Origin of the sequence: Rhodococcus sp. ACPA4 (genome assembly GCF_002300185.1) — a bacterium.
In the GTDB taxonomy this organism is placed as follows: Bacteria; Actinomycetota; Actinomycetes; order Mycobacteriales; family Mycobacteriaceae; genus Rhodococcus_F; species Rhodococcus_F globerula.
Genome location: NZ_NSDY01000002.1, coordinates 330,374 through 356,710 on the forward strand (window position 1 = coordinate 330,374; position 26,337 = coordinate 356,710).

Consider the following 26,337-nt stretch of genomic DNA (forward strand, 5'->3'; position numbering starts at 1 on the left):
CAAATAGAGGTGCAAAGATACCGGCATGGGCCGTCGCATCATTCTGAATACCGAACGACTGACGTTGACGACTTGGCTCCCGTCCGACTTCGAGGACCTCGCTGCGCTACACGCTGATGCCCTGACCATGCGGTTCATCGGGTACGGACGACCAGACACTCGGGACGAGGCGCAGTCGCGGCTGGACGGGTATCTCGATGAACAGAGAACTCGGGGTTGGACCAAGTGGCGCGTGGAGAACCGCGCCGGCGAAATGATCGGCCGGGCAGGATTCGGTGAGTTCGGCTCGAGTCGTGAACTGGCGTATGCCTTTCGGCGGGATCAGTGGGGACGCGGATTTGCCACTGAGGTTGCCTCGGCGTTGGTGGACTGGCACTTCGAATATCCGGCGTTCGACCTGTCGTCGCGTGGTCTGTGCGCGCATGTAGAGGCCGGACATCGAGCGAGTATGCGGGTGCTCGAGAAGGTTGGCTTCGATTTTGTGGACATGCGCGAGTACAAGGGTGTTACCTGTGCGTTCTTTCAGTTTCCCGTCGTAGCGCTGCCCGGGCCGGCCGGGAAATCCGACGCGTAGCCGATCTGGGACGTGAAAGTTATTTTCGGCCTTCACGAACCCTTACCGGCGATGGCCTGCTTGATTGCGATCCGCCATCGCGCTTGTCCCGGTAAGCGGAATCCTCGAGACCCGCCGCCGTTGTGGTTGATATGACGGACCTCACAATTGTACAAAGCGGCACACGAGTGATGAGGGCATCGATGCAGGATTTGTTCGACAACAGTGACATGACGGGCCTGGCCGGGGCGATTCGCAAGGGGGACGTATCCGCCAAGGAGGTCCTGGAGTTCAGCCTTGACCGGCTCGACGAGCGGAATCCGGCCGTCAATGCAGTGATCAGCGAGCGCCGCGACGAAGCTCGGAACGAGGTCGCTGCCGGTCTTCCCGAAGGCCCACTGCAGGGTGTGCCGTTCGTGATCAAGGACCTCGGACTTGATGTCGCGGGTCTGCCGAGTACCAACGGATCTCGTTTGTTCGCCGATGCTGTGGCGCAGGAGGATTCGGCGCTCGTCGAGCGATACCGTCGTGCCGGGCTGGTGATTGTCGGTAAGACGAACACTCCGGAGTTCGGCAAGAATGCGAGTACCGAACCTGCACTGTTCGGCCCTACCCGCAACCCTTACGCCCTCGATCGCTCACCCGGTGGGTCGTCGGGAGGCACGGCTGTAGCTGTTGCAGTGGGAATCGTGCCCGCGGGCCATGCCAGTGACGGCGGCGGCTCGATCCGCATCCCGGCGTCTGCGTGCGGCCTGGTTGGTCTCAAGCCGAGCCGTGGTCGTACCCCGACGGCGCCGGCACGAACTCTGTTTGCGTCGCCGATGGGTGTTCACCACGCGCTTACTCGCAGTGTGCGCGACACCGCTCTGCTCCTCGATCTTTCCGCTGGACCCACTGTGGGCGATCCGTACGTGATCCTGGCGCCGAAGCGGCCGTACGTCGAGGAAGTGGGCGCGGATCCCGGACGCTTGCGGATTGCTCTGAGCAACGCGCTACCGGACGGCACGCCGGTGGACCCGGAGTGTGCGGCCGTCACCTCGAGCGTCGCCGGTCTGCTCGAAGAACTCGGCCACCATGTTTCCGAAGGCGCCCCGGACTTTCCGCTCGATGCACTGACTTCCGGGCTTTCCGTGTTGATGGGCATACCGATGACCATCGAGGTCGATGCACGACTCGAGGCCGTGAACCGCGCAATCCGCGACGACGACCTCGAACCGATGGCTCGGATGATCTACGACCGCGCGAAGTCCGAAACCGCGACCAACGTAGTCAAGGCGCTGCAGGAACTCGAGCGAGCAGCGCAGGTGATCGGTGCGTTCTTCGTCGATCACGACCTGTTGCTGACCCCGACGATGGCTCGCCCGGCCGCTCCGCTTGGTCTCCTCGATACGGCAAATCCCATGTCGATCTGGGAGCACTCGGCCGGATACAGCGGATTGACCAGTCCGTTCAACAGCTCTGGTCAGCCGGCGATTTCCTTGCCGATGGGTTATGACTCGGCCGGTGTGCCCATCGGCGTCCAGTTGGTTGCCGCCTTCGGGCGCGAAGATGTGCTGATTCAGGTTGCGTCGCAACTCGAAACGGCACGCCCGTGGTCCATCGCTCCGGTGTGGCCGCCGATCCAGGGATAACAGTGCGACAGTAGCGGTCCGGCGGTGGTTTCATGCCCGCTGCCGGGCCGCTTTGTCGTGTGTGGAGGCGTTCGACAAGCCCGCGGAAATTCAAAAAGTATTTCTAATCGAAATATCGCATATCGAACGACTTTTCTGCGTAGTATCCACAATGAGCGGTGGTGAGTAGTTGCGTCGGTGTGGAGCGAACAGGCTCCGATCCACACGGACGGGGCCGCCCAGCGCGATCGAACTGCGTTGTCACAGAAATGGATCAAGGATGGTCGTTCAACCGGACATGGCATATCGGCGCTCTCTGGCCGTGGCAGAACTGACAGGCCCGGGGCAGTTGTTCGAGGTGGCTGAAGAACCCGTGCGCGGGCACGTCATGCCGGTGTTCAAGAATCGCACGCACACGCTCCGTGAGCTTCTGGCGGCGTCGGTCGAGCACGGCGACACCGAGTATCTGGTGTGCGACGAACTGCGGGTTACCTTCACCGATCACTTCGCTCGTGTGGCATCACTGGCAGAGGAGTTGCGAAGCGCGTATTCGATCGGCAAGGGCGACCGCGTTGCGATTCTGTCTGCGAACAACGCACAGTGGATCATCACCTTCTGGGCGGCGACGTCCCTCGGGGCGATAGCGGTCGGGATGAACTCGATGTGGTCCGCTCCCGAGATCGACTACGGCATGAAGCACTCCACTCCGAAACTTGTTGTCGCCGATGCAAAACGACGAGAACTGCTCGGTGAGGTCGGCGTGCCGGTGCTGTCCACCGAAGTCGACGTACCTCGGTTGTCCACGCTGCACGCCGACGCGGAACTGTCGACCTGCCCCATCAACGAGGACGACCCTGCCGTCATCCTGTACACCAGTGGCACAACCGGACGGCCGAAAGGTGCGACGCACTCGCACCGGAACATCATCACGGCAAACGACTTTCATCGATTCAACGATGCCTTGGCAACGCATTTCGGAAACCCACCCGCGAACCGTCGGTTTCTGCTGTCGAATCCACTGTTCCACATCGCGTCACTGCACAACCTTGCCGTGCCACGATTGTCGATCGGGGACACCGCAGTCATCTACAGCGGGCGATTCGAGATCGAACGCGTGCTGCGATTGATCGAGCGCGAGCAGGTCACCAACTGGGGTGCTGTGCCGACCATGGCGAATCGCCTTGTTTCACATGGTGATCTGTCTCGATACGATCTATCCTCGCTCAAGACGATGTCACTGGGATCGGCACCGTCGTCAACCGCTCTGAAGGAGAAGGTTCGCGAACTGCTGCCGGTGGCGGGGCGTTCGTTGGGGACGACGTACGGGCTCACCGAGTCGTCGACAGGAGCCACCTTGGCGACAGCCGCCGATCTGGAGGAGTACCCGGATTCCGTGGGCCGCCCCGTCGTCACGATGAGCGTCGAGATCCGGGACGACAACGGTCATCGGCTCCCGGACGGTTACGAGGGTGAGATCTGCCTACGTGGACCGCACGTGATGGTGGGCTACTGGAACAACGATGCCGCGACGGCCGCCGCGCTCGACGATGAAGGATGGTTGCGTACAGGCGATTTGGGATTCATGGCCGACGGTCACCTCCGCGTCAGCAGTCGTAGATCGGACTTGATTCTGCGTGGTGGGGAGAACGTCTACCCCGTCGAAGTCGAGAACGTCCTGAGTGAGCACCCGTCGGTGCAGGAATGCGCGGTGATCGGAATTCCCCACGCGGACTACGGCGAAGAAGTAGCCGCAATTGTTGTGGTCGAGGAGCCGGGATCCGTCTCGGAGGCAGAGTTGCTCGGGTACGTGCGGGAGCGTCTCGCTAAGTACAAGGTGCCTTCCCGATGGCGACTGACCACAGAACCGTTGCCGCGCAATGCAACCGGAAAGGTCGTGCGTAAACAACTCGACGTTGACGGCGAACCGGCGATAGTCTCGGAGAATCGTCATGCGTGGACTTCGCTGCTGACGGCACTCGACGAGCGTCGCCGGGCTGCACAGGAGATGGGTGGCCCCGACAAGCTACTGCGGTACCGGCGGTTCGGGCGCGTTGATGCGCGCGAACGAGTAGCGAAGTTCCTGGACGAGGATACATTTCAGGAAATCGGCGTACTGGCCGGCGACGCGTCGATCCCGTCCGACGCCTTCGTTGCGGGGTCCGGACTTGTCGACGGCCGTCCGGTGCTGGTCGGTGCGGAGGATTTCACGGTTGCCGGCGGATCCATCGGAACGGCAGCGGCCACAAAACGCGCCCGGATCGCAGAACTTGCCAAACGCGAGCGAACTCCACTGGTGATGATGCTCGAAGGCGCCGGGCACAGGGCAACCAACGCACTTCACCCGCACCGGCCGGCGCCCAACGATCTGCAGGCAATGGCAGAGCTTGCCGGATTGGTCCCGACGGTTTCGATTGTGTGTGGACCCTCGGCTGGGCACGGAGCCCTTGCCGCACCGATGTCGGATTTTGTCATCATGGTCAAAGACCACGGCGCGATGTTTACAGCCGGCCCGCCGCTCGTGGAGGCGTCGCTCGCCGAGAAGGTGACAAAGGAAGACCTTGGCGGTAGCGCCGTGCACGCTGAAGTGAGCGGAATCGCCGACAATGTTGCGGCGGACGTAGACTCGGCGCTCGAGTTGACGCGCAAATACCTGTCCTATTTGCCCTCGAACGCGTGGAGTCGCGCGCCACTGGCGGATCCTGACACTTCGGTTGCGGCGCCGCGCTCCCTCGATTCTCTTCTCGACGTAGTTCCGCCGAATCCTCGTATCCCGTACGACATGCACGACGTGTTGTCCGTGATGGTGGACGAGGGCACCCTGTTCGAGCTGCAACCGCAGCACGGTTCTTCTGTCATCACAGTGCTGGCAAGGATGGGTGGCCGGGTCGTCGCCGTTGTCGCCAATCAGCCACTGGTGCTTGCCGGTGCGTTGGATGTGGCCGCGGCGGAAAAGGCCTGCCGGTTCATCGAGATGACCGGCGCTTTCCATATCCCGTTGATCTTCCTGGCCGACAACCCGGGCGTTCTTGCTGGAAGTAAGTCCGAACGGGACGGCATACTGCGGGCGAGTGCTCGAATGTTTGCGGCGCAGCATCGGTCCACCGTGCCGAAAATGCATGTGACAGTGCGCAAGGCCTTTGGGTTCGGGGGCTCGGTCATGGGTCAGAATGCTTTCGACAATCAAACCGTGTCGTTGTCGTTTCCGGGAGGGATGCTGGGAGGTATTCCGGCTGCCGTGGGTGGGAGCACCTCGAAGGCGGACGAGCGGACACAGCGTGCATTGATCGAGAACGAGGCTGCAGGTCCGTGGCGTCTGGCAAGTTCGGTGACGTACGACGACGTCATCGATCCACGCGAACTACGCAACGCGCTGCTCGGTGCGCTGAGGCTGTCGAGTGGGCGAGATGCGGAGCCGGTTGCCCCGGTGGTGCACACCGGATACCTGCCCTAGTGAAATCCGACGTGCCACCGGGCTTTCGGACCAGATTCGGCGCTCGACTGCGGATTCCGCTGATCGCCGCACCCATGCTGAGAGTGAGCGGGCTGGACCTCGTGTCGGCAGCCTGCGCGGCGGGCGTCGTCGGCGCCTTTCCGACGGCAAACGCACGCACGGCAGAGGAACTCGATTCGTGGCTGACGACATTCGATCGTGCCAATGAGGAGAGCGGCGGAGAACTGGCACCGTACTGCCCCAATCTGATCATGAGAGCGCCGCGACTGGCAGACGACGTTGCGTGCTTGGTTCGCCGCCGAGTGGAAATGGTCATCGCGAGCGTAGGCTCACCGGCCCCGATCATCGGACCGCTCCACGATATCGGCGCTGCGGTCTTTGCCGACGTCGGCACGCTTCGTCATGCCGAAAAGGCAGTTGAAGCCGGTGCGGACGGACTCGTGCTGCTCTCGGCCGGAGCGGGTGGGCAGACGGGGTGGATGAACCCGTTTGCCTTCATCCGTGGTGTCCGTGAGTTCTTCGACGGCACAGTGATTCTCGCGGGCGGAATCTCCGACGGGCAGGCGTTGTGGGCTGCCGAGGTGGCAGGCTTCGACGCGGCGTACATGGGCACACGTTTCATCGCGAGCGACGAGAGTTCGGCGTCGGCGCAGTACAAGGACATGTTGGTCGAGAGCACGATGGATGACGTGGTGTTGACCAACGCTTTCACCGGACTGCGGACGAACATGCTTGCTCCGTCCATCAGAGCGCAGGGGCTTGATCCCGACACACTGAACGAGCAGATCTCCGTGAAAGAATCGGCCGAGCTGTTCGGACCGGGGTCATCAGAACCGGGGCCGAGAAGGTGGACCGACGTCTGGAGTGCGGGCCATTCGGTGTCGGGAGTGAAACGACGCAGCCTCCTTTCGGAAGTAGTTCGCGAAACAGTCGCAGAGTACGAGGACGCCCGAGCGAGAACACGTTCGGTGCTGGAGCAACGACGAGCAGCGAACGCAGACTCCTGAGCAGACGTTTTTCGATAGTCACCTTCCCGGTGATCGGGACAAGGATGGATAACTCCTGTGCAGGTTGCCATTGTCAAAACTAGTTCCGAAAAAACGTATACCTAATAGACATATCCGGGTTAGTCTGCCTGTGAGCCGAAGAGACCGTGTGCGTGGGGTTTCTCGCCGACTTTGATCTATCTCGAGAGGGAATTCGATGAGCGGAAAATGGAACGGCAAAGGCAAAATTGCCGCAGTGTCGCTGGTGGCTGCCTTGGCCGTCGCGGGATGCGGCGGGGGCGGCGGCACCAGCACTGCAGGCGGCTCCACTGCATCGGCCGCAGATATCGACCGAGCGGCCGTACTTCGCGTCACCGCGTCTGCGCCGACCAGAAACCTCGATCCGTACCTCCAGACCAGCTACGGCGGTTGGGGCTACCTGACTCCGATGTTCGATCGCTTGACCATGGTGGACAAGGAGGGAAATCTTGTTCCGGGACTTGCGGAGTCGTGGGAGTTTTCCTCTGACGGAGGGTATCTCGAGCTGAAGTTGCGAGACGACGTCTCGTTCCACGACGGCACCAAGTTCGACGCCGCCGCCCTCGCCGCGAACGTCCAGCGTGGAAAGACGATGGCAGGCAGCACTGTTGTCGCCGCGCTCGACGACATTACGTCCGTCGATGTTGTCGACCCGACTACTGCCCGGCTGAACCTGACCAAGGGTTCCGGTGTGGAGCTACCCGGGCTGTTCAGCACCAATGTCGGCATGATGGTCAGCCCCAAGACCATAGAAGCCGGCACGGACATCCGAAACGATCCGGGCCAGAGCGGATCCGGACCGTACACCGTCACCAACTACGTACCCGAGGAATCTCTCGAGGTTACTCGTGCACAGGGCGACTACTGGGATCCAGCGGCCGGACTGCTCGGTGGAATCAGCTTCAAGACCATGCCGGACGCGACAACGCGTTTGAACGGAATGCAGACCGCCGCCACCGATATCAGCTGGGTGAGCTCGGCCAACGAGATCGTTCAGGCGCAGTCGCTCGCGGACCGCAACGTGCTGGGTATCGACAAGGTGAAGTTCCGCAATGTGCTTGGTGTCTTCATGCGAGCACGTGACGACCTCGCGAAACCCGAAGTGCGCCAGGCTGTTGCACACGCCATCGATCCCGAGGCCATCAGCGCGCTCTTCTCGGGAACCTGCACCCCGTACCGACAGATGTATCCGGAATCGAGTTGGGCGGCCGACCCGTCGTACCAGTACCCGTACACCTTCGACGTGGACAAGGCCAAGAGCCTGGTCGAGAGTGCTGGTGGAGCCAAGATCACACTGACATTCGGTGCCGGAACAAATACCGAAAAGCCTGCCAACGTTATCCAGTCCTCGCTGGCAGCAGCAGGATTCGAGGCGGAACTCAACCCCGTTCCGAACACCCAGAACGAGCCCGGCTACATAGCCGGCACCTTCCAGTCGATGGTGTCGAACAGCTTCAGCCCCAAGGTAGACCCCGCCGAGACCGTCAATACGTTTGTCGTGGGTCCCTACGACTTCGGCAACGGCAATCCCGAGATCGCCGCACTGGCGACAAAGGCTGCCAACCCGACGTTGTCGCAGGACGAGCGGGCCGGGCTGTACCACGAGATCTGGTCGAAGACACTGGCCGAGGCCATGTTCGTCCCGATCTGCAATCAGACGAACGCGACGATCTTCAGTGACAAGGTAGTCAACGCCGACAACATCCCGTGGGTTGACACCGGAATCTTCGATCTGCGCTACGTCGGAATGACCAAGTAGCACTGCAGATTCAGAAATCTTGCTGATAGACCGATCTGCTTCGCAGGTGATGCGACAAAGAATTCACGCAGACGCATCACCTGCGAAGGGGAACCGCCGACAAGACCGGCTGTAAGCGCCGGTGAGGGGTGCTTATGTTGCGTTACGCGGGGCGACGGCTGCTGGCGGCGGTGCCGCTGTTGTTGATTGTGCCTTTGATGATTTTTCTGTTGATCGATTTGGCGCCGGGGGATCCGGCTGCGATTCTTGCCGGCGATGATCCGACTCCGGAGCGGTTGGCCGAAATCCGGTCGACACTTCACTTGGACGACAACATCTTTCTGCGGTACGTCCGGTGGGTGGGCGGTGTTCTGCAGGGTGATCTGGGTACGTCGTTTCTGTCGAATCAGTCGGTGACGGAGCTGATTTTCCGCCGGATGGCGACGACGTTGTCGCTGGTTGTTTTTGCGATGGTGCTTGCGGTGACGATCGGGTTGATCTTGGGTGTTGTCGCCTCGCTTCGTCCCGGCGGAATTGTCGATCGTCTGGTGAATGTGGTGGCGTCGATTGCGATCGCGATTCCCGCGTTCTGGTTCGGTCTGGTGCTGGTGTCGGTGTTCGCAGTGACCAATCAGATCTTCCCGGCATTCGGGTATGCGCCACTCTCAGACGGGTTTGTGCCGTGGATTCAGCACCTCATTTTGCCGGGTACTGCGTTGGCGTTGTTGCCTGCGGCGGAGGTGACGTTGCAGCTGCGGTCGTCGCTGGGGCAGGTACTCAAGAGCGACTACATCCTCAACGCGGAGGCGAAGGGTCTCGGGCGCGGACGTGTCGTGTTCAAGCATGGACTCAAGAACGCGTGCATCCCGGTGGTCACGGTGCTCGGTTTCCGTGTCGCGGAAGTGTTGGGCGGGGCGGTGACCATCGAAATCATCTACAGCATGCCGGGGTTGGGCTCCCTGGCCGTGAACAGTGTCCAGAACCACGATATTCCGGTGTTGCTCGGGTTTGTCCTGTTCACCACCGTGGTGGTGGTGCTGGTGAATCTGCTTGTCGACATTTCCTACGGCTACTTCAACCCTAAGGTTCGCGCATGACTGATCCGAAGGTAGTGACCACATCCGAGACGGCGGAGCGGCCTGCGAGGGGCCAAGGCTTGAAGGCTGTTCTGCGTAAGCCTGTGACGATGGTGGCGGGTATTTTCATCCTGCTTCTGGTGATCATGGCGGTGTTCGCTCCGATTCTGGCGCCGCACGATCCGTACGTGCAGGACCTGGTCAACCGATTGCAGCCGCCGAGTGCAAATCATCTGCTCGGCACAGATGATTACGGCCGAGATGTGTTGAGCCGGTTGATCTACGGCGCGCGGATTTCGTTGACGGCGTCGTTGCAGGCGGTGAGTGTGGCGCTGATCCTGGGGCTTCCACTCGGTGTCATCGCCGGTTATCGCGGCGGCTGGGTCGATTCGCTGATCACCCGGGTGATGGATGCGTTGATGTCGGCTCCGTCACTGGTGCTGGCGATCACGATCGTCGCGGTCCTCGGTTCGGGAATCACCAATGCGATGCTTGCCATCGGTTTGGTCATGGCGCCCAGGTTTTTCCGGGTTGCGCGGGCGTCGACGATGGATGTGCGGCACGAGACATACATCGAGGCCGCAATCGCGTTGGGCTGTCGTCCGGGCAGAACCATTATCAGGCATATCCTTCCGAACGTGATGCCGCCGGTGGTGCTGGTCATCTCCGTCTCTCTCGGTGCTGCGGTTGCGGCGGAAGCGAGCCTGAGTTTCCTCGGTCTCGGGGCGAAGGCTCCGGCGGCGAGTTGGGGTTCGATGCTCAGCACCGCGGCGTCGAATATGCAGTTGGCGCCGTACCTGGTGTGGCCTCCCGGCGTGATGATTTTCTTGACGGTCCTGTCCTTCACCTATCTGGGCGACGGTGTTCGCCGATCTTTGCTACGGAGTCGTAATGGTGACAATGACTGATCTGATGCGTAAAGAGCAGTTCGATGCGAGCACTGAACCACTGTTGCGGGTTCGGGATCTGACCATCGAATTCCCCAGCGGCGGAGGCGGTTGGCAGACGACGGTCGAAGGTGTCTCGTTCGACGTCGGTGCCGGCGAGTCGGTGGCGTTGGTCGGTGAGTCCGGATCAGGCAAGACGGTGTCCTCGCTTGCGGTGATGGGTTTGACGCAGGCTACCGGCGGCCGGATTTCGCGGGGTTCCATCGAATTCGACGGTCGTGATCTGACGAAGGTTCCGGAGCGGGAGTGGCGCAAGCTCCGCGGCACCGGGATGGGCATGATTTTTCAGCAACCCATTCGCAGTCTCAATCCGGCCTACACGGTCGGTGATCAGATCGCTGAATCCGTGCGCAAGCACTTGGGTTTGAGCCGCAAGGAAGCAATGGCTCGGGCGGTGGAGATGCTCGAATTGGTGCAGATTCCCCGGGCGAAGGAGCGGGTAGGCGATTATCCGCACGCGTTCAGTGGTGGCATGTGTCAGCGTGTGATGATCGCGATGGTGATGGCATGTAATCCGCGGTTGCTGATCGCGGACGAGCCGACCACTGCGCTCGATGTGACGGTGCAGGAGAAGATCCTCGATCTGTTGCGGGATTTGCAGGAGCAGACCGGTGTGGCGTTGCTGTTCGTCAGTCACGATCTTGCGGTGGTGGCGGAATTGTGTCAGCGGGTGGTGGTGATGTATGCCGGTGAGATCGCGGAAAACGCTGCGGCAGAAGAAGTGTTCTTCCGTCCCCAGCATCCGTACACGTCGGGTTTGCTGGCTTCGATTCCGCAGCCGGGACTGAATGCGGATCGTCGGCTGCATGCGATCCCGGGCGGGATTCCCGCGGCGGCCGATTGGCCGACAGGATGCCGGTTCTCGCCGCGGTGCCCGCATTTGGCGCCGGGACTGTGCGATGTGGAGCATCCTGCGATGGCGCAGGTTCCGACCGGAGAGGCGCGATGCCTGCGTGTGCAGGACCTCGATCTGCAGGGAGTGAGTGTGCGATGAGTCTTCTCGAAGTGAAGAACGTGTCGAAGTCGTTTGCATCGGGCCGCGATTTTCTGGGCCGTCGCACCAAGTGGTCGCATGCGGTCAAGGACGTCAGTTTCAGTCTCGAAGCCGGTGAATGTCTTGCCGTGGTCGGGGAGTCGGGTGCTGGTAAGTCGACGGTGGGCCGGATTGCCTTGCGGTTGATCGAGCCGGATACCGGTTCGATCACGTTCGATGGCGTTGACGTGCGAGCCGCAAAACCTGCCGAGTTGCGTTCGATGCGCCGCGGTATGCAGATGATTTTCCAGGATCCGCACAGTTCTCTCAATCCGCGGATGACCGTTGTTGATGCTGTGGTGGAACCGCTGATCGTGCATACCGACATGGGTCGGGGTGAGCGTGAGAAGTTGGCGACGGCGATGTTGGACAAGGTGGGGATCGGTTCGCGTTATTTCGGCCGGTATCCGGCGGAGCTTTCCGGTGGTCAGCTTCAGCGTGTTGCTATTGCTCGGGCGTTGACGTTGAATCCGAAGATGATCGTCTGTGATGAACCTGTTGCTGCGCTGGATGTTTCGGTGCGTGCTCAGGTGCTGAACTTGTTGCGGGATCTGCAGGAGGAGTTGGGTCTTGCGTATCTGTTCGTGTGTCATGATTTGGCGTTGATCGAAGTGATCGCCGATCGTGTGCTGGTGATGGCGCGCGGTGAGGTTGTGGAAAGTGGGTCGGTGGAGGACATCTTCCGTCGCCCGCAGCAGGAGTACACCCGAACATTGCTCGACGCTATTCCGGTACCCGTTCCACGATCTGTCCGTGGGCAGGAATTCGAGGGCGTCCGAGCCGAACCTGTCAGTTGAGGAGAATTCGATGACATCGGCACCGATGGCAGTGGCACCCGCACAGTCTCGAACCATATTGCGTACCACGGAGTCCGGCGACTTCCTGATGAGTGACTATCTAGGTGAGCACTCCGACGGTTCGGCAACCGGGGGCTTTCAAGCGTATCTTGTCGGCCAGAAGGCGGAAAAGCTTCGGCCCCACTATCACGAGGTGGATCAGTTTCAGGTAGTTCTCGACGGCAGTGGACGCCTCGGTAGGCACGCCATCGGCGCGGGCACTGTGCATTACAGCGATGCGTACACGGTGTACGGGCCGATCTTCGCCGACGCTCCCGACGGTCTGTCGTACTTTACCCTTCGGCTCGACCCCGCCGCTGGATTGAACTACATGCCGGAATCACGCGTCAAAGGTGAGACGCGAGCCGGCGAACATTTCACCTGTGCGATCGACGACGCCGCAGGAGAGACGGGAAAGCTGGATCTACTGGCCCGTACCAGACGTGGCGCCGCAGCATTCGGTGTTGCGCTCGACCTCGGTGGGGTATTGACCGCCGATGCACTCGCTGAATGTGTGGGTCGGGGGTATGCAGTTGTGTTGTCCGGCAGCGTTGCGTTCGGCGACCGCACATTGCCGTCGGGAAGTCTCATTCCGTTCGAGTCTGCTGTTGCACTGGAGGGGCTTTCGGGACAGTCCGATCGCACGAACCTGGCCCTGGTTGTCTTCGCGACGCTGAGTGAGCCCACTCAGTAGGAGCCGCCGAGTTGGTCCGCCGCCGATCGGAGCAGCTCGCCGTACCGCGCGAAGTACTCCTCGGTGAGTCGAGTCGCCGGCCCACTGATTACGATCGCAGCCAGTGGCGATCCCGACGCATCCAGCACCGCTGCGGCGAGGCTGGTTGATCCTTGCTGGACGGCTTCCTCGCTTGCGGCCCATCCACGCCTGCGAATCTCCTGGTACTCGGCATCTGCGAGGAGGAGATCGGGCTGACCCGAGCTGTTCATGCGTTCTTCCTGCGACTGGTACGCGTGGATGACCCGTCCCGCTGCACTTGTCTCGGGTACGTGTATCTGCCCGGGCTTCAGGCCTGTCCGAACCATGTGGGTACCTTCAACCACCCCGAGGACGATCATGTGTTCTTCCTCCGCGACAGCGAGATGTACTGTCTCGCCGGTTGTATCCCGGATCTTGGTCATGACGGGTTGTGCTCGGGCAGCTAGCGACGAGCCGTTGTAGACCTGTCCGGCTACGACAACACAACGGGTGGAGAGCTCCCAGCGGGGTGGAGCCTCGCCGACAGGGTGGATCCATTGCGCTTCATGGAGGGTTGCCAGGGTGCGTTGCATGGCGCTTTTGTCGACCTCGAGTAGCCGTGAAAGCGCGGTCAAGCCGATTGGCTGATGGGCAGCAATGGCTTCGATGACGCGGAGTCCGCGCGTGAGTCCACTGATTGTCTTGACTGCGATCTGAATCACCCCTACTGTGATTAAAGAATTGATACACAGTATCACATAGAGATACTTGCTGTGAAGACGATCTTCCTGAAAGTTCGCACTTTCCTTCCCGCTGGCGGTCCAGTGCACTACCGAAAGGTTGCTGTGAAGAAGTTCAAACCCACTGTCGATCAATTGATCCCGAACCTGACACCGGCGGAGGAGATAGTTCTGCTTGCGCGCGCTCTGTGGGCCGAGGGGTACCGGGATCATCTCGCCGGGCACATCACGTACAACCTCGGTGACGGCACCATGCTGTGCAACCCGTGGCTTCTCACCTGGGAGGAGATCCTCCCCGCCGACATCATTCGCATCGACATCGACGGCAATGTCGTGCAGGGCGATTGGCCTGTCCCGCTGGGAATTCCTCTGCACCTTGCGCTTCACCGAGCACGTCCCGATGTCGGCATTGCGCTACACAATCATTCGGAGTTCGGAACGGTCTGGGCCGATCTGGGCGAGGTTCCACCCGCTTACGATCAGAGTTCCAGCCTCGGCGGCGGTGAGGTAGTGCTGGTCGACGAGTACGACGGCGGCGTCGACAACATGGAGGCAGCCGAGGCCGCGATCCGGTCGATCGGGCCCGCTGATCGCGCACTCCTGGCAGGACATGGCGTTTTTGTCACCGGAAGTACCGCCGCAGCAGTCTATTTGCGGGCGGTCGCTCTCGAACAACGTTGTAAGAATGCCTGGATGATCCGGGTGGCCGGTGGACCGGAGAAGACAGCTCTGCCCGACTGGTGGCTCGATCGAATGGCCGGTAGTGACGGAAACAGTTACCACGGCTTCTGGGAGGCTGCGGTGCGCGCTGCGTTGCGCTCGGATCCTGAACTGGCCGAGAGCCTTCAGGTCTCCCAATGAACAACCAAGGCTCTGCGGCCATCAGCCACTCCGGAACGGATACTCATGGATTTTGAACTAGATGCAGATCAGCGAGCGTGGCGAGAGGAGATACGCACGTTTCTTCGCGACAATGTCACACCGGAATTGCGTGCGGAGATGGCCGAGCACGATCTCGAGTTCATCGGCGGCGAGCTCACGGCCTTTCGCCGGAAGATCGGGGCAAAAGGGTGGTTCGGGCTCAATTGGCCCAAGGAGTTCGGTGGGCTTGGACTCGGTGCGGTGTATCAGCATCTTCTGGTCAGCGAATTCGAGTACTGGGGCGTGCCGGGACCGGACTTGACGGTCACGTCGGTGGCTCCGATGATCATGCGCCACGGCACGCAACAGAACCGGGAAGAATTCCTGCCGCCCATTGCACGCGGTGAACTGACCTGCGCCGTCGGTTATTCCGAACCCAATGCCGGAACAGACCTTGCGAGTCTGAAAACCCGGGCGGTGCGTGAGGGCGACGAGTGGGTGATCAACGGTTCCAAGATCTGGAACAGTATGGCGCAGCGCGTCACTCACGAATGGCTGTGTGTTCGCACCAATACCGAGGTGCCCAAACACAAGGGTATCTCGGTGATCATCGTGCCGATCGACGCTCCCGGTGTTGTGATTCGTCCGATCACCGCGTGGTCCGGATATCGAACCAACGAGACGTTCTTCGACAACGTCCGTGTCCCAGCGACCAACCTGATCGGTGAAGTCGACAGGGGATGGAAGTACATCACCGGTGCACTGGATCTCGAACGTGGTGCCCTCACGAATGCAGGCGACCTGCGCAGAGCCGTCGACGATCTGTTGATTCTCGCGCGTGAGATCCGAGAAGACGGAACACGTCCGCTCGACAACGCAGATGTACGACGCAAGCTCGCTCAGTTGGATGCGGATGTCGAACTCGCGCAGCTCATGGGATTCGAGGCGTCGTCCCTGCTCGAAAGTGGAACCATTCCGTCGGTGCTCGTCAGCGTCGAGAAGATTTTCTCCAGTGAACTCAGACAACGGATTGCCGATGTCGGCACGGCGATGCTCGGTCCGGCAGGTTTGATCGCGGGATCGGACCCTCACGCAGTGATGGCAGGAAAATTCGAGCGACTGTACCGCGCCGCGCCACTGCTGCGATTCGGTGCCGGAGCCAACGAAGTTCTGCGAGATGTTATCGCCCAGCGCGGGCACGGCCTACCGAGTTACGGCCGCTGACATGATTCCGACCTTCCTTGACGGCGTAGGAGTTTGCCGATGAAACTTGTTGCTAACCAAGACCAACTCGATCTGCAGGCAATGTCGGCTGCCGTCCTGGCCAAACAATGCCCGATCAGTATGGTACGAGAACTGGCAGAACCGATGTCCGAAAGCAGCCCGGACAAACTGATGACGGCGCTTGCCGAGGTTGGTGTACTTGGCCTGGCGATCGATGAAGAATACGGCGGCGGTGGAGCCAGCCTGTACGAACTCGGTGTGTTCTTTCGGGAGGCCGGCCGGGTTCTCTGCCCGTCGATTGTCTACAGCACACTGCAATTCGGTATTGCCGTCGGGCGACTGGCTACGTCGGAACAACGCAGGCGTTATCTGCCTGCGCTGGCCGAAGGTCGACTTCGCGCCGGCGTTGCCGCCTGGAATCCCGGGGACGCCGGCGATATTCGACCCACTCTGACCGCAACACCAGCTCCGGGTGGGTGGCTGCTCAACGGAACCCTGCCATTTGCCGTGAACGCCTCGATGTCCGACGTGGTTCTCGTGACCGCTCGCACATCGGTGTTTGCCGAACCGGAACGGTTGATCTGCGCCTTCGTCGAGCCGACAGCCGAAGGTTGGAATGCCGCCCCATTGTCGAACATGTCCGGAGAGAGGCTATCTCGCGTCGAACTTGTCGACGTGTTCGCCTCGGACGCGGCCGTTTCTCTCGGGGGCAGCGGAAATGGGCTGAGCGCCGACGATCTTCGGTGGGTCGCCAATGCGGCAGTGGCGCTTCAATGCATGGAGATGGCAGGCGGCGGCGCCGCAGTTCTGGATCGCACCGTCGACTACATTGCCCAGCGTGAGCAGTTCGGGCGTCCGATCGGTAGTTTCCAAGCCGCACAACACATTGTCGCGGACATGCACATCGCGCTCGAAGGTGCCCGCTTGGCTGCCGCGCACGCGGTGTGGTGGGTGGCTCGCGGTGAATCCGCCATCCGTGCGGTCGCGATTGCAAAAATGCAGTGCAACGAGGCCTACAAGCGCGCGACCCTGGATGCACATCAATTGCACGGTGGTATGGGATACGTCCTCGAGACTGATTTGCACCTGTGGTCGGAGCGGGCGAAGGTCACAGAAATCCGATACGGCACAGCAGATATTGCGGCGGGTTGGCTGCAGAAGGAGCTGAACCTTGCCTAGCGAAGCGAAACCCGGACCGCGGCAGGCACTTCAGGATCTTCGGATCGTGGATTTGTCGAGGTGGGTGGCAGGAGAATACGCAACAAAGATGTTCGCAGATTTTGGTGCGGACGTTGTCAAAGTCGAAAAGCCGGAGACGGGCAGCTTGACGCGGGCGTGGGGACCGTTCCCCGGCGACGTTCCGAACGTCGAGCGAAGCGCACTCTTCCTGCATCTGAACACCAACAAGAAATCGCTTGTCCTTGACTTGACCTCGGATTCCGATCGGGAGGTTCTCCTGAACCTCGTGGACACGGCGGACGCGGTGGTGGAGTCCTTCCGTCCCGGCCAGCTGGAGAAATTGGGCCTGGGACCGGAAGTGCTGCACGCGCGCAACCCGTCGCTGGTGATCACGCGGATCAGTGCTTTCGGCCAGACCGGACCGTACCGGGATCGTGAAGCGAGCGGCCTGGTCCTTCAGGCTGCCGGTGGCCCGATGAACGCAACTGGTGCGGCTGATCGTGCGCCGTTGCGTAAACCGGGACTGCTCGAGCACTACACGATCGGCCGTACCGCCGGCGAAGCCACGATGGCGGGAATCTTCAGCGCCAAGCGCACAGGAGAAGGTTCCGTGATCGACGTGTCCGGGCAGGAGGTTCTGCTCGCCGGCGCCGACCGGCGAGCGTCGTACCTCGTTTCGGCGGCGTATTCCGGCATGAATGCTCCACGCGGAGTGCGAAGCCCGCACCGGCACGGCGCGACGTTCACCGGACCGTTCCGGGCCAAGGACGGATTTGTGATGCTGTACGTGACCAATCAGGCTTTCTGGAATCGGTTGGTCGACATAGTCGGCGAGCACGACGACGCGTTCCATACGCGGTACCACGGGCGCGAGACGATCATGGGAAGGGATCGTGACGAGTTCATGGAATATGTCACCGAGTGGTTCGCGCAGCGGCCCAAAGTCGCCATCATGGAACAGTGCGAGGCGGCACGTATTCCCGTCACGGCGTATCTCGACGTCTCGGAATTGTTGAGTCACGATCACTTTCGTAGCCGAGGCGCATTTGTCAGCGGTACACATCCGGTTGCGGGCACGTTGGAGTACACGGGTGCGCCGTGGCGGATGGCCAACGGGTACCAGTTGCGTCATACCGCACCAACTCTCGACCAGCACGGCCCGCAGATCCGTGAGTCACTGACACAAACAGGGGAGCGAGTATGAGTTATCCGCTCGAAGGGATTCGTGTTGTCGACCTGACGGTTGTGTGGTCCGGCCCCGGTGCGACAGCGATGCTGGGGGACTTGGGCGCAGAAGTGATACGCGTGGAGGGGAACAACCGTGTCAGCCGACAAGTTTCGGCAAAGACAACGAAGGAATCGATCGCGCAGACCGGGTATCACGGCGGCACCTATCCGGAGAAGGATCCCGGCGAGCGACCGTACGACCGCACAGCTCTCTTCAACTGGCATGCCCGGAACAAACTGTCGGCGTGCATGAATCTCGATACCGCTGAGGGACACGCAGCTGTGATCGAACTGATCAAAGTCAGTGATGTTCTGGTGGAGAACAATTCCAACGGAACTCTTGAGAAGTTGGGGCTTGGGCACGAGCGTTTGCTCGAACTCAACCCTCGATTGATCGTCGCTCGCATGCCACCCCTCGGAATGGCCGGACCGATGAGTGACTATCTCGGTTACGGCCCCAATTTCAACTCGCTGGTGGGGATTGCCGCGATGGACGGTTACGAGGGTGAGGAAGCCGACTCGGCCGGCGAGAACTACCACATGGACGAGGCAGCTCCGGCAGGTTTGGCCTTTGCGGTGATGGCCGCGCTGTTGGACCGCGAGCACACCGGCGTTGGGGGACTTGTCGAGTTTGCGCAGGCGGAGAACGTTATGGCGGAGATCGGGGAGTTCGTGCTCGACGCGCAGGTGAACGGGAGAGTTCCGGAGATCCTCGGCAACTCCGATCCTCATGTGCTGCAGGATGTTTACCTCAGTGCGGATGAGGATCGGTGGGTGGCGATATCCGTTCGCAGCGATCGCGAGTGGACGGCATTGGCCTCGGTAATCGGCGGGGACGAACTTGTCGAAATGGGCGCCGATACAGTCGCCAGACGGACAAACTCCGCGTCGATCAGGGATCGAATTGCGAAGTGGGCCCGTTCGATGTCGGCTTCCGAGGTTGTTTCGGTGTTGCAGGAGTGTGCCGTTCCCGCAGGTGAAGTGATGAGCGAAACCGGATTGCTCGAAGACCGTCATCTGCGCGAGCGTGACTGGTTCCAGGAGCGGTCACATCCGTCGGTGGGAACCTATCGGTATCCAGGACATCCCTGGCGGGTAGAGGGATTCGATCTGGCATTCGGACGGGTACTCCCAGGGTTCGGTGAAGACAACGAGTACGTCTACAAGAAGATCCTCGGCTATTCCGATGAGAAGTATGCAGAACTCGAGAATTCCGGACTGGTCACCGACCATCAAATAGCTTGAGAGAGAAAGAACATGACTGAAAACGTAGCCGTGATTCCGGATTCGGAATCTCTGATCCCCGACAATGTTGCCGAGCGTGTCGGGGAGGTGGTCTCCCAGGCGAGCGGAGCTGTGGTCGCGCGGGACTGGCAACGGTGGGCTGTGTCCGTCGGCGAAACCAACCCGCTGTACTTCGACAGCAACTATGCCCGTGAGCACGGCTATCGCGATATTGTCGCTCCGCCGCTGTATTTGCAGTACGCGATTCTCGGGGTGACGCCGATACCGGAACTTCGGGTAGACGGCTCATCCGGTGCTGCCTCCGGGAATCTTGTTTTCCCGTTGTGCCCCAAGCGAATGGCAGGTGGCGAGAACACCACCTTTCTTCGGTCGGCCTACGACGGAGATGTGATCACCAGTGTGCGCGTCGTGGATTCGGTGGTCGAGAAGCGCGGTCGGTCCGGCCGATTCGTCCTGGTGACGTGGAAGACCACGTATACCAATCAGAACGACGAGGTTGTTGCCGAAGCGACCACCTCGATGATCGCCCGACCGTAGCGCGAGGAGTTGAAAGTTATGTCAACACAAGTATATTTCGATGATATCAACACCGGCGACACGATTCCGGTGTTGGCTGTCAGTGTCACTGCACTGCAGATGTTCCTCTTCAGCGCAGCGACGTACAACGGGCACCGCATTCACTACGACCGGAGTTGGGCTGTCGACGTCGAGGGCTATCAGGACGTCGTTGTACAGGGTCCGCTTCAGGCGGCGCTTCTGGCGCGCGTTGTCACCGACTGGATCGGTGGCGGGGGATCGTTGGTGAACTTCTCGGCCTCGAACCGGGCTGTGGCCTTTCCCGGCGAGCCGTTGGAATTCACGGGGACAGTGACCGGAAAACGCGACGAGAACGGTAGAGCGCTGGTCGATTTGGAACTTGCCGGAGTGCGGGGTGGTGAGGTGCTGATGCCGGGAACGGCCACCGTGCTGCTGCCACGCCGTGACAGTGCTATCTCCGCCGGAGCGTCCTGATGGCGGGACTGCGCGGTGAGGCCGCCATCGTCGGGTTCTGTGAATTGCCCGCCCAGCGCAAGCAGACCCGTCCTGAGTTGTTCACCATCGAGCAGTGGGCAATGCTCTCGAAGCTGGCAATCGAGGATGCGGGTCTGAAGGCGTCGCAGATCAATGGTCTTGTCACGCATGGTATTGCGGAATCCGATATGTTTGCCCCGGCCACGTTGTCCGAGTATCTCGGGATTCCCTTGAACTTCGGTGAGCGAGTAGACCTCGGCGGCGCAACGGCGGCAGGGATGGTGTGGCGAGCTGCCGCAGCCGTCGAACTCGGTATCTGCGACGCGGTACTGGTCATTGTTCCTGGGTCGTTCATGACACCGAAGTCGCAGATTCAGCCCGCTGTGGATCCAGGGTATCTCGGTGCCTCGAGTGGCAAGTTCGGTTCTCCTCAAGCCGAATTCGAGATTCCGTACGGTAATCTCGGTCAGAATGCGCCGTACGCCCAGATCGCTCGGCGGTATGCGTCGGAATTCGGGTACGACGACCGTGCCACCGCCAAGATCGCGGTGGACCAGCGAACCAATGCCTGCAGTACTCCCGGTGCGGTGTTCCATGGAAAGCCGATCACGATCGACGACGTTCTGGCGAGTCCGATGATCGCCGATCCCATTCGGATGCTCGAGGTTGTGATGCGGGTGCAAGGTGGAGCAGGCATTGTCGTGGCGAACGCTGACATCGCGCGTCGCGGTCGCAACAGGCCGGTCTGGGTCAAGGGGTTTGGCGAACACCTGTCGTTCAAGACACCGACCTATGCAGAAGACATGGTGCGCACCCCGATTGCGAAGGCTGCGGACACGGCATTCGACATGGCGGGTATCTCACGCTCGGCAATCGATGTCGCGTCGATCTACGACTGCTACACGATCACGGTGGTGATGAGCCTCGAAGACGCGGGCTTCTGTGAGAAGGGGAAGGGTATGGAGTTCGTGTCGTCGAGAGACCTGACCTTCCGAGGGGACTTCCCGTTGAATACCGCCGGCGGCCAATTATCCTACGGGCAAGCCGGAATGGCGGGCGGGATGCACCACGTATGCGATGGCGTACGTCAGGTGATGGGCCGATCCGGGGCGGCGCAGGTTGCCGACTGCAATACCGCTTTCGTGACCGGGAACGGCGGCATCATGAGTGAGCAAGTCGCACTGATACTCCAGGGAGATTAGGGATGTCGAACGAAAAGCCGTATCCGGAACCGACGCCGGTGTCCGCACCGTTCTGGAATGCTTTGCGAGAAAGCAAGATAAAGATTCAGTACTCGCCGTCATCGGACGAATTTGTCTTCTATCCGAGATTGCTGGCTCCGCGCACGTTGGCCGACGACCTCGAGTGGCGTGAGATCAGTGGATTGGGCACGCTGTACACCTATACGGTGGCTGACCGTCCCACAGCACCGCCGTGGTCGGATGCGTTGCCGCAGATGTTGGCGGTGGTGCAGTGGGACGAGGGGCCGCGGTTCAGTACCGAACTGGTCGATGTCGGCGATCTGGAACTGACTGTCGGTATGCGCGTGGAACCCGTGTTCTGCGACTATCCGGATCGAGACATCACGCTGCTGAGATATCGGCCTCGAGCGCTCTGCTGAGATATCGGCCTCTAGCGCTCTGACACCTTCAGTATCAGAGCGATACGAGCATTAGTCTTCGTGTTTGCGGAGCTCGTCCGGGGTACGGGGTTCAGGCTTCTTCCGGCGTGCTTTGCCGGCGCTGGATTTGTCGGATCCGAGTCGAGAAATGTTCTCCAACATCCAGTTTGCGCGGTCACGCTCGGATTCGTAGTACATCTCGGACCATCGCAGCACCAGTTCGGGATATGCCCATCCAGCTTCTTCGGACGCGCCTTCGGCGTCGGCAATTGCGCGGATGCGCATCTTCTCGGACTGGTCGCGATGTTCGGTGAGTACCGATTGCAGTTTGTCAGGGTCGGCCAGATGGCCGAGCCACATCCTGAGCATTACGCCGTGTTTGAGCACTGCGGGTTCGACCGGCGATTCGTTTGCCCACGTCGCTACCGCGTCGGTTCCGGCCGGAGTGATCGCGTACAGGCGCTTACTCTTGACGTCGTTTGTGCTCACCACGCGGGACGTGGCAAAGCCGTGCGCCTCGAGATTGCGCAGTTCGCTGTAGATCTGACTGTACGACGGTGCCCAGTAGAAGAATCGCAGGCTCCAGTCGGCCCATTTCTTGAGGTCGTAACCGGAGAGTTCGGATCCGAAGGACAGCAGACCCAGGACGGCCCAACTTGTCGGTCGCAGAGTGGGCGCGTCTGCAGGTGTTTTGTCCTTTGCCATAGTCGAAAGATTACCTGGCGGTAGACCTAAAGAGAGTATTTCGGTTAGAAATATGCTGGCAATATGTCGTAGAAGGTGCCTGTGAACAGCTGTCTGCGTGCCGCTCCCGTAGGACCACTGAGCGGGAGAGGCGTCAAGCCTACGTCGGCCGAGTGTTTCAATGCAGATATGCCGCGTGATCTTTTGGTATCGACGCTCGACGCGCTCTGTGTGGATTTGGCACACCGGTGCGGAGACCGGGTGGCATTGCTCGACGGCTGCCAGGAGATCACCTACGGCGAACTGACCGATCAGGCACTGCGAGTGGCCGCTGTTCTGGCAGATTCCGGTGTGCGACCGGGTGCACGGGTGGTCCTCAGCGGCCGGAATACCACCGACTGGGTCTGTATCGCACTCGGGATACTGTGCGCTGGGGCAACCGTTGTTCCGGTGGGCCACGGTGTCAGTGGTCCCGAATATTCACGGATCCTTGATGTCACCGAACCGGCGCTCGTAGTCGACCAACCACGGATCGCCGACATCATGGCAGCCGCCAGAACTACCGCCCCTCACCCGGATAGACCGGCAGCGGGGCCCGACGACATCGCGGTGATTCTCTCGACCTCCGGCTCGACCGGGGTGTCCAAGCAAGTTCCCATGACCCACGGACAGCTGTCGCGGTTGTACTCGGCAGTGGCGGACCGGCTCGAGCTGACCAGTGCGGATCGAGTGATCGGTGCCGTCCCGTTTGCACATTCGTTCGGTTTCAACGGTGTGCTGCTGACCGCAATGTGCGCCGGAGCCTCGGTGCGCGTCGTCGAACACTACGACAGAGCCGACCTTGCCGATGTGATCGTCCGTGACCGCGTCAGCGTGGTGATGGGGCCGCCGACCATCCTCTTCGATCTGGTCGGCAGTGGCCGCGACGACATCGGGTTGGTATGCAGAATGGCGGTGAGCGGCGGTTCCGAAGTGCCACTCGACAGAATGCGCGGAGCGTGCCGCGAACTCGGAATCGTGAATATGGTTGTCGGCTACGGGCTTACCGAAGCCTGTGGAACCGTCGCCATGGGCAGTATCACCGAAGGCGAATCGGGTTCGCTCGCGATGTTGACCCCCGTCGACGGACTCGAAATTCGGATTGTCGACGACTACGGCTATCCGCTGCCTCCGGACGAGGACGGCCACGTTCTCTGCTCCGGGTACAACATCATGCACGGATATCTGCGAGGGGTAGACGATCCGGAATCAACGCCCGACGACGCAGTAGACGGTGACGGTTGGTTGCGAACCGGCGACATCGGTTGGTCGGACGACGAGGGGCACCTGTATATCGTCTCGCGGGCAAAAGACACGGTGATCGTCAGCGGCTTCAACGTCTACCCGCAAGAAGTGGAGACGGTATTGATGGATCACCCGTTGATCCTCGAAGTCGCGGTGATCGGCGTGGCCGACCAACGGCAAGGCCAACGGCTGGTTGCCTGCATCATTCCGGTCCACGGATACTCCGTTGATTCCGAGGATCTGATCGATTTCTGCAAGGAACGGTTAAGCGCCTACAAGGTGCCGCGCATCTTTGTCGAGCTGGAGATGTTCCCGACAACGCACACCGGCAAACGATCACGAGAAGAACTACGCAAGCAGGTTTCGCAGAGATTGTGACCTGTACGCACAGGTGTCAGGCTACGAAATGAATAGGCCACTGGCCGTTCACATCTGACACGTCTTTCCCTTGACTGCTCAGAAACTCGGCAAAATCCCGTTGACGTTCGGCGTGCCACTGTGCCTGATCGACCATGAGATCAAGATCGTTGATCTCCGGAAAACGCAGTGCTAGTTCTCGTGCCAGAGCTGCCGCGGCCATCGCGTCGGCCTCTGCCTCGTGCGCGGATTCGAGTGTGATTCCGTAGAACTCGCAGACCGCAGACAACGTTCGTTTTCCCTTGCGGAACTTGTCCATCGCGCGATCGATCACGTAGGGATCGACAACCAAGCCGGGAACCAGCGCCGGTTTGCCGATTCGTAGGCCTTCGCAGTGCATGACCGTGAGGTCGTAGGACGCGTTGAACGCAACAACCGAATGATCACGTGCCCACGAATTGTGGAGAGCCTCACGGATCTCCTCGTAGCCCTCGGCGTAGTCCTGACCGTGCTCAGCCGCATATTCGGTGGTGATGCCGTGAATAGCGATGGCACCGGCCGGAATATCGACGCCCGGGTCGAGTAACCACGTGCGGGTTTCGACACTCGAGCCATCCACGACGGCAACACACGCGCTGACGATCCGGGCTGTGGATGGATCGCGCCCCGTGGTCTCGAGGTCGAACGCGCAGATCGGGCGATCGGACCAGTTGTTCATCGGGGGCCTTTCGGTGTTCAAGTTCATGTCCGGTTCACTATGCACGCAGGCACCGACAAGAACTGGCCCGAACCCTCTCGACCTACATTGAGTCGGTCCCGACAGTAAATCGCTCCAGCACCTCCAGGTGCGGAGTCACACCGAAGCCCGGCCCTTGTGGCACAGCGATGTGCCCGTCCTCGATGACAAACGGTTCGGTGATGTCCTCGGCGTAGAACCGGTCCGATGCCGAAATATCGCCCGGTAACGTGAAGCCGTCCAACGCCGCAAGCGCCGTGTTGGCAGCGCGGCCGATTCCCGTCTCGAGCATTCCGCCGCACCACACCGCGACGCCGTGGGCTGATGCCAGGTCATGGATGCGTTTAGCCTCCAGATACCCGCCGACCCGACTCGGCTTGATGTTGATGACGGACGCAGCGCCCAGCGTGATCGCGTCCGCGGCATCCTTGGCGGATTCCACCGATTCGTCGAGGCAGATGGGCGTACTGAGCGCTGCGGCAAGTGCGGCGTGCTGCACCAGATCGTCCTCGGCCAGTGGCTGTTCGATGAGGAGCAGTGCAAATTCGTCCAGCCGGCGCAGTAATGGGGCGTCGACGAGGGTGTAGGCGGCATTGGCGTCGACCTGCAGGGGAACGTCGTAGCCGAATTCCTTGCGTACTGCGGCAACCGGTTCGACATCCCAGCCAGGTTTGATCTTCAGTTTGATGCGGACGTAGCCCTGCGACAGGTAGTTGCCGACGGTCCCGAGCAACTGGGGAATGCTGTCCTGGATGCCTACCGATACTCCGGAAGGCACCCGTGTGCGAGTGGCACCGAGGTAACGGGCGAACGACTGACCGCGTGCCCGCAACTCTGCGTCGAGGACAGCCATTTCGACAGTCGACTTCGCCATCCGGTGGCCGACGATGCCGGCGAGCGCGTGGCCGACTGTTTCGGCGGACAGCGGGCCCGTCGACTGCGCCTGGCGAAGTACGGGAATCAGATAGTCGCGCAGAATCATTCGCGCACCTGCGGTGTACTCGGCGGAGTAGTACGGGTCGCTCAGCGCGCCGCACTCGCCCCATCCGGTGGTCTCGACCGGGCCGTTCGGGCCGTCAGCAGTGCCGGTTACCTTCATCACCAGCGTGTTGCGCTCGTACTGCGTGCTGAAGGACGTGGTGAACGGAGAGACCAGCGGTATGCGCAGCTCGCGCAGTTCTACGGATTCGATATGCATCGGTATG

General features: G+C 60.9%; 23 protein-coding genes and 2 pseudogenes. 21 read left to right on the top strand and 4 right to left on the bottom strand.

What is annotated here, in order from left to right:
• Positions 1-25 precede the first annotated feature (25 nt).
• The 11 genes and pseudogenes from CJ178_RS24760 to CJ178_RS24810 all read left to right on the top strand — a co-directional run bounded on the left by CJ178_RS24760 (position 26) and on the right by CJ178_RS24810 (position 12,963).
• On the top strand, positions 26-574 hold the full coding sequence (locus CJ178_RS24760; protein WP_095888242.1) for a GNAT family N-acetyltransferase: 549 nt from the start codon (positions 26-28) through the stop codon (positions 572-574).
• 182 nt (positions 575-756) lie between these two features.
• The gene (locus tag CJ178_RS24765) at positions 757-2,184 is read left to right on the top strand and encodes an amidase (protein ID WP_095888671.1); all 1,428 of its coding nucleotides are present in this window, start codon (positions 757-759) and stop codon (positions 2,182-2,184) included.
• 259 nt (positions 2,185-2,443) lie between these two features.
• Positions 2,444-4,078: pseudogene (locus tag CJ178_RS24770) on the top strand (class I adenylate-forming enzyme family protein); the annotation flags it as partial.
• 141 nt (positions 4,079-4,219) lie between these two features.
• Positions 4,220-5,614 (top strand): annotated as a pseudogene (locus tag CJ178_RS24775) (acyl-CoA carboxylase subunit beta); the annotation flags it as partial.
• 11 nt (positions 5,615-5,625) lie between these two features.
• Positions 5,626-6,621: an NAD(P)H-dependent flavin oxidoreductase gene (locus tag CJ178_RS24780; RefSeq protein WP_257013423.1), complete on the top strand. Its 996-nt coding sequence runs from the start codon at positions 5,626-5,628 to the stop codon at positions 6,619-6,621.
• A gap of 196 nt (positions 6,622-6,817) precedes the next feature.
• Positions 6,818-8,398, top strand: a complete 1,581-nt coding sequence (locus tag CJ178_RS24785) for an ABC transporter substrate-binding protein (protein WP_095888243.1) — start codon at positions 6,818-6,820, stop codon at positions 8,396-8,398.
• Between the two features lie 134 nt (positions 8,399-8,532).
• Positions 8,533-9,474, top strand: coding sequence for an ABC transporter permease (locus CJ178_RS24790; protein ID WP_033232363.1), 942 nt, complete (start codon positions 8,533-8,535; stop codon positions 9,472-9,474).
• Positions 9,471-10,361, top strand: coding sequence for an ABC transporter permease (locus CJ178_RS24795; protein ID WP_080711646.1), 891 nt, complete (start codon positions 9,471-9,473; stop codon positions 10,359-10,361). Before CJ178_RS24790 ends, CJ178_RS24795 begins: the two co-directional genes overlap by 4 nt.
• The gene (locus CJ178_RS24800; protein WP_095888244.1) at positions 10,345-11,394 is read left to right on the top strand and encodes an ABC transporter ATP-binding protein; all 1,050 of its coding nucleotides are present in this window, start codon (positions 10,345-10,347) and stop codon (positions 11,392-11,394) included. Before CJ178_RS24795 ends, CJ178_RS24800 begins: the two co-directional genes overlap by 17 nt.
• Entirely contained in the window at positions 11,391-12,230 is an 840-nt protein-coding gene (locus CJ178_RS24805; RefSeq protein ID WP_051730357.1) for an ATP-binding cassette domain-containing protein, read from the top strand. The genes CJ178_RS24800 and CJ178_RS24805 overlap by 4 nt, the downstream gene beginning before the upstream one ends.
• 10 nt (positions 12,231-12,240) lie before the next feature.
• Complete coding sequence (locus CJ178_RS24810; protein WP_051730356.1) at positions 12,241-12,963, top strand: hypothetical protein; 723 nt, start codon at positions 12,241-12,243, stop codon at positions 12,961-12,963.
• On the opposite strand, the gene CJ178_RS24815 is transcribed toward CJ178_RS24810, so the two are convergent.
• Positions 12,957-13,685, bottom strand: a complete 729-nt coding sequence (locus tag CJ178_RS24815; protein ID WP_033232627.1) for an IclR family transcriptional regulator — start codon at positions 13,683-13,685, stop codon at positions 12,957-12,959. The genes CJ178_RS24810 and CJ178_RS24815 overlap by 7 nt on opposite strands.
• A 123-nt stretch (positions 13,686-13,808) precedes the next feature.
• Here CJ178_RS24815 and CJ178_RS24820 point away from each other — a divergent pair, with 123 nt between their 5' ends.
• The 9 genes from CJ178_RS24820 to CJ178_RS24860 are packed head-to-tail and all read left to right on the top strand — an operon-like array spanning position 13,809 to position 22,071.
• Positions 13,809-14,564 carry a class II aldolase/adducin family protein gene (locus CJ178_RS24820; RefSeq protein WP_095888674.1) on the top strand — a complete coding sequence of 252 codons (756 nt, stop codon included), beginning with the start codon at positions 13,809-13,811 and terminating at the stop codon, positions 14,562-14,564.
• A gap of 45 nt (positions 14,565-14,609) precedes the next feature.
• Positions 14,610-15,788: an acyl-CoA dehydrogenase family protein gene (locus CJ178_RS24825; protein WP_095888245.1), complete on the top strand. Its 1,179-nt coding sequence runs from the start codon at positions 14,610-14,612 to the stop codon at positions 15,786-15,788.
• Between the two features lie 39 nt (positions 15,789-15,827).
• Entirely contained in the window at positions 15,828-16,967 is a 1,140-nt protein-coding gene (locus CJ178_RS24830; RefSeq protein ID WP_095888246.1) for an acyl-CoA dehydrogenase family protein, read from the top strand.
• Positions 16,960-18,171: a CaiB/BaiF CoA transferase family protein gene (locus tag CJ178_RS24835; RefSeq protein ID WP_092806252.1), complete on the top strand. Its 1,212-nt coding sequence runs from the start codon at positions 16,960-16,962 to the stop codon at positions 18,169-18,171. Before CJ178_RS24830 ends, CJ178_RS24835 begins: the two co-directional genes overlap by 8 nt.
• A complete protein-coding gene (locus CJ178_RS24840) occupies positions 18,168-19,439 on the top strand; it encodes a CaiB/BaiF CoA transferase family protein (RefSeq protein ID WP_095888247.1) in 1,272 nt (423 codons plus the stop codon). Before CJ178_RS24835 ends, CJ178_RS24840 begins: the two co-directional genes overlap by 4 nt.
• Positions 19,440-19,451: 12 nt before the next feature.
• Complete coding sequence (locus CJ178_RS24845) at positions 19,452-19,976, top strand: FAS1-like dehydratase domain-containing protein (protein ID WP_092806256.1); 525 nt, start codon at positions 19,452-19,454, stop codon at positions 19,974-19,976.
• 18 nt (positions 19,977-19,994) lie between these two features.
• Positions 19,995-20,450, top strand: a complete 456-nt coding sequence (locus tag CJ178_RS24850; protein ID WP_095888248.1) for a MaoC/PaaZ C-terminal domain-containing protein — start codon at positions 19,995-19,997, stop codon at positions 20,448-20,450.
• Positions 20,450-21,652 carry a thiolase family protein gene (locus CJ178_RS24855; protein WP_033232354.1) on the top strand — a complete coding sequence of 401 codons (1,203 nt, stop codon included), beginning with the start codon at positions 20,450-20,452 and terminating at the stop codon, positions 21,650-21,652. The genes CJ178_RS24850 and CJ178_RS24855 overlap by 1 nt, the downstream gene beginning before the upstream one ends.
• A 2-nt stretch (positions 21,653-21,654) precedes the next feature.
• Positions 21,655-22,071, top strand: coding sequence for a Zn-ribbon domain-containing OB-fold protein (locus CJ178_RS24860; RefSeq protein WP_095888249.1), 417 nt, complete (start codon positions 21,655-21,657; stop codon positions 22,069-22,071).
• Positions 22,072-22,122: 51 nt separating this feature from the next.
• Here CJ178_RS24860 and CJ178_RS24865 read toward each other — a convergent pair whose 3' ends face one another.
• Positions 22,123-22,776, bottom strand: coding sequence for a PadR family transcriptional regulator (locus CJ178_RS24865; RefSeq protein ID WP_033232351.1), 654 nt, complete (start codon positions 22,774-22,776; stop codon positions 22,123-22,125).
• Positions 22,777-22,944: 168 nt separating this feature from the next.
• Here CJ178_RS24865 and CJ178_RS24870 point away from each other — a divergent pair, with 168 nt between their 5' ends.
• Positions 22,945-24,417, top strand: coding sequence for a class I adenylate-forming enzyme family protein (locus CJ178_RS24870; protein ID WP_033232349.1), 1,473 nt, complete (start codon positions 22,945-22,947; stop codon positions 24,415-24,417).
• Positions 24,418-24,433: 16 nt separating this feature from the next.
• Here CJ178_RS24870 and CJ178_RS24875 read toward each other — a convergent pair whose 3' ends face one another.
• Both CJ178_RS24875 and menC read right to left on the bottom strand, forming a co-directional pair.
• Positions 24,434-25,114: a 3'-5' exonuclease gene (locus tag CJ178_RS24875; RefSeq protein WP_095888250.1), complete on the bottom strand. Its 681-nt coding sequence runs from the start codon at positions 25,112-25,114 to the stop codon at positions 24,434-24,436.
• An 82-nt stretch (positions 25,115-25,196) separates the two neighbouring features.
• Positions 25,197-26,330, bottom strand: a complete 1,134-nt coding sequence (menC, locus tag CJ178_RS24880) for an o-succinylbenzoate synthase (protein ID WP_095888251.1) — start codon at positions 26,328-26,330, stop codon at positions 25,197-25,199.
• Positions 26,331-26,337: the final 7 nt, after the last annotated feature.

Bases quoted from the DNA above. Each gene is read 5' to 3' on its own strand.
- CJ178_RS24840 (WP_095888247.1), top strand. From the start codon at position 18,168: ATGAGTTATCCGCTCGAAGGGATTCGTGTTGTCGACCTGACGGTTGTG.
- CJ178_RS24855 (WP_033232354.1), top strand. From the start codon at position 20,450: ATGGCGGGACTGCGCGGTGAGGCCGCCATCGTCGGGTTCTGTGAATTG.
- CJ178_RS24810 (WP_051730356.1), top strand. From the start codon at position 12,241: ATGACATCGGCACCGATGGCAGTGGCACCCGCACAGTCTCGAACCATA.
- CJ178_RS24800 (WP_095888244.1), top strand. From the start codon at position 10,345: ATGGTGACAATGACTGATCTGATGCGTAAAGAGCAGTTCGATGCGAGC.
- CJ178_RS24790 (WP_033232363.1), top strand. From the start codon at position 8,533: ATGTTGCGTTACGCGGGGCGACGGCTGCTGGCGGCGGTGCCGCTGTTG.
- menC (WP_095888251.1), bottom strand. From the start codon at position 26,330: ATGCATATCGAATCCGTAGAACTGCGCGAGCTGCGCATACCGCTGGTC.
- CJ178_RS24845 (WP_092806256.1), top strand. From the start codon at position 19,452: ATGACTGAAAACGTAGCCGTGATTCCGGATTCGGAATCTCTGATCCCC.
- CJ178_RS24785 (WP_095888243.1), top strand. From the start codon at position 6,818: ATGAGCGGAAAATGGAACGGCAAAGGCAAAATTGCCGCAGTGTCGCTG.
- CJ178_RS24865 (WP_033232351.1), bottom strand. From the start codon at position 22,776: ATGGCAAAGGACAAAACACCTGCAGACGCGCCCACTCTGCGACCGACA.
- CJ178_RS24805 (WP_051730357.1), top strand. From the start codon at position 11,391: ATGAGTCTTCTCGAAGTGAAGAACGTGTCGAAGTCGTTTGCATCGGGC.
- CJ178_RS24860 (WP_095888249.1), top strand. From the start codon at position 21,655: ATGTCGAACGAAAAGCCGTATCCGGAACCGACGCCGGTGTCCGCACCG.
- CJ178_RS24825 (WP_095888245.1), top strand. From the start codon at position 14,610: ATGGATTTTGAACTAGATGCAGATCAGCGAGCGTGGCGAGAGGAGATA.
- CJ178_RS24830 (WP_095888246.1), top strand. From the start codon at position 15,828: ATGAAACTTGTTGCTAACCAAGACCAACTCGATCTGCAGGCAATGTCG.
- CJ178_RS24870 (WP_033232349.1), top strand. From the start codon at position 22,945: ATGCCGCGTGATCTTTTGGTATCGACGCTCGACGCGCTCTGTGTGGAT.
- CJ178_RS24760 (WP_095888242.1), top strand. From the start codon at position 26: ATGGGCCGTCGCATCATTCTGAATACCGAACGACTGACGTTGACGACT.
- CJ178_RS24765 (WP_095888671.1), top strand. From the start codon at position 757: ATGCAGGATTTGTTCGACAACAGTGACATGACGGGCCTGGCCGGGGCG.
- CJ178_RS24875 (WP_095888250.1), bottom strand. From the start codon at position 25,114: ATGAACAACTGGTCCGATCGCCCGATCTGCGCGTTCGACCTCGAGACC.
- CJ178_RS24795 (WP_080711646.1), top strand. From the start codon at position 9,471: ATGACTGATCCGAAGGTAGTGACCACATCCGAGACGGCGGAGCGGCCT.
- CJ178_RS24850 (WP_095888248.1), top strand. From the start codon at position 19,995: ATGTCAACACAAGTATATTTCGATGATATCAACACCGGCGACACGATT.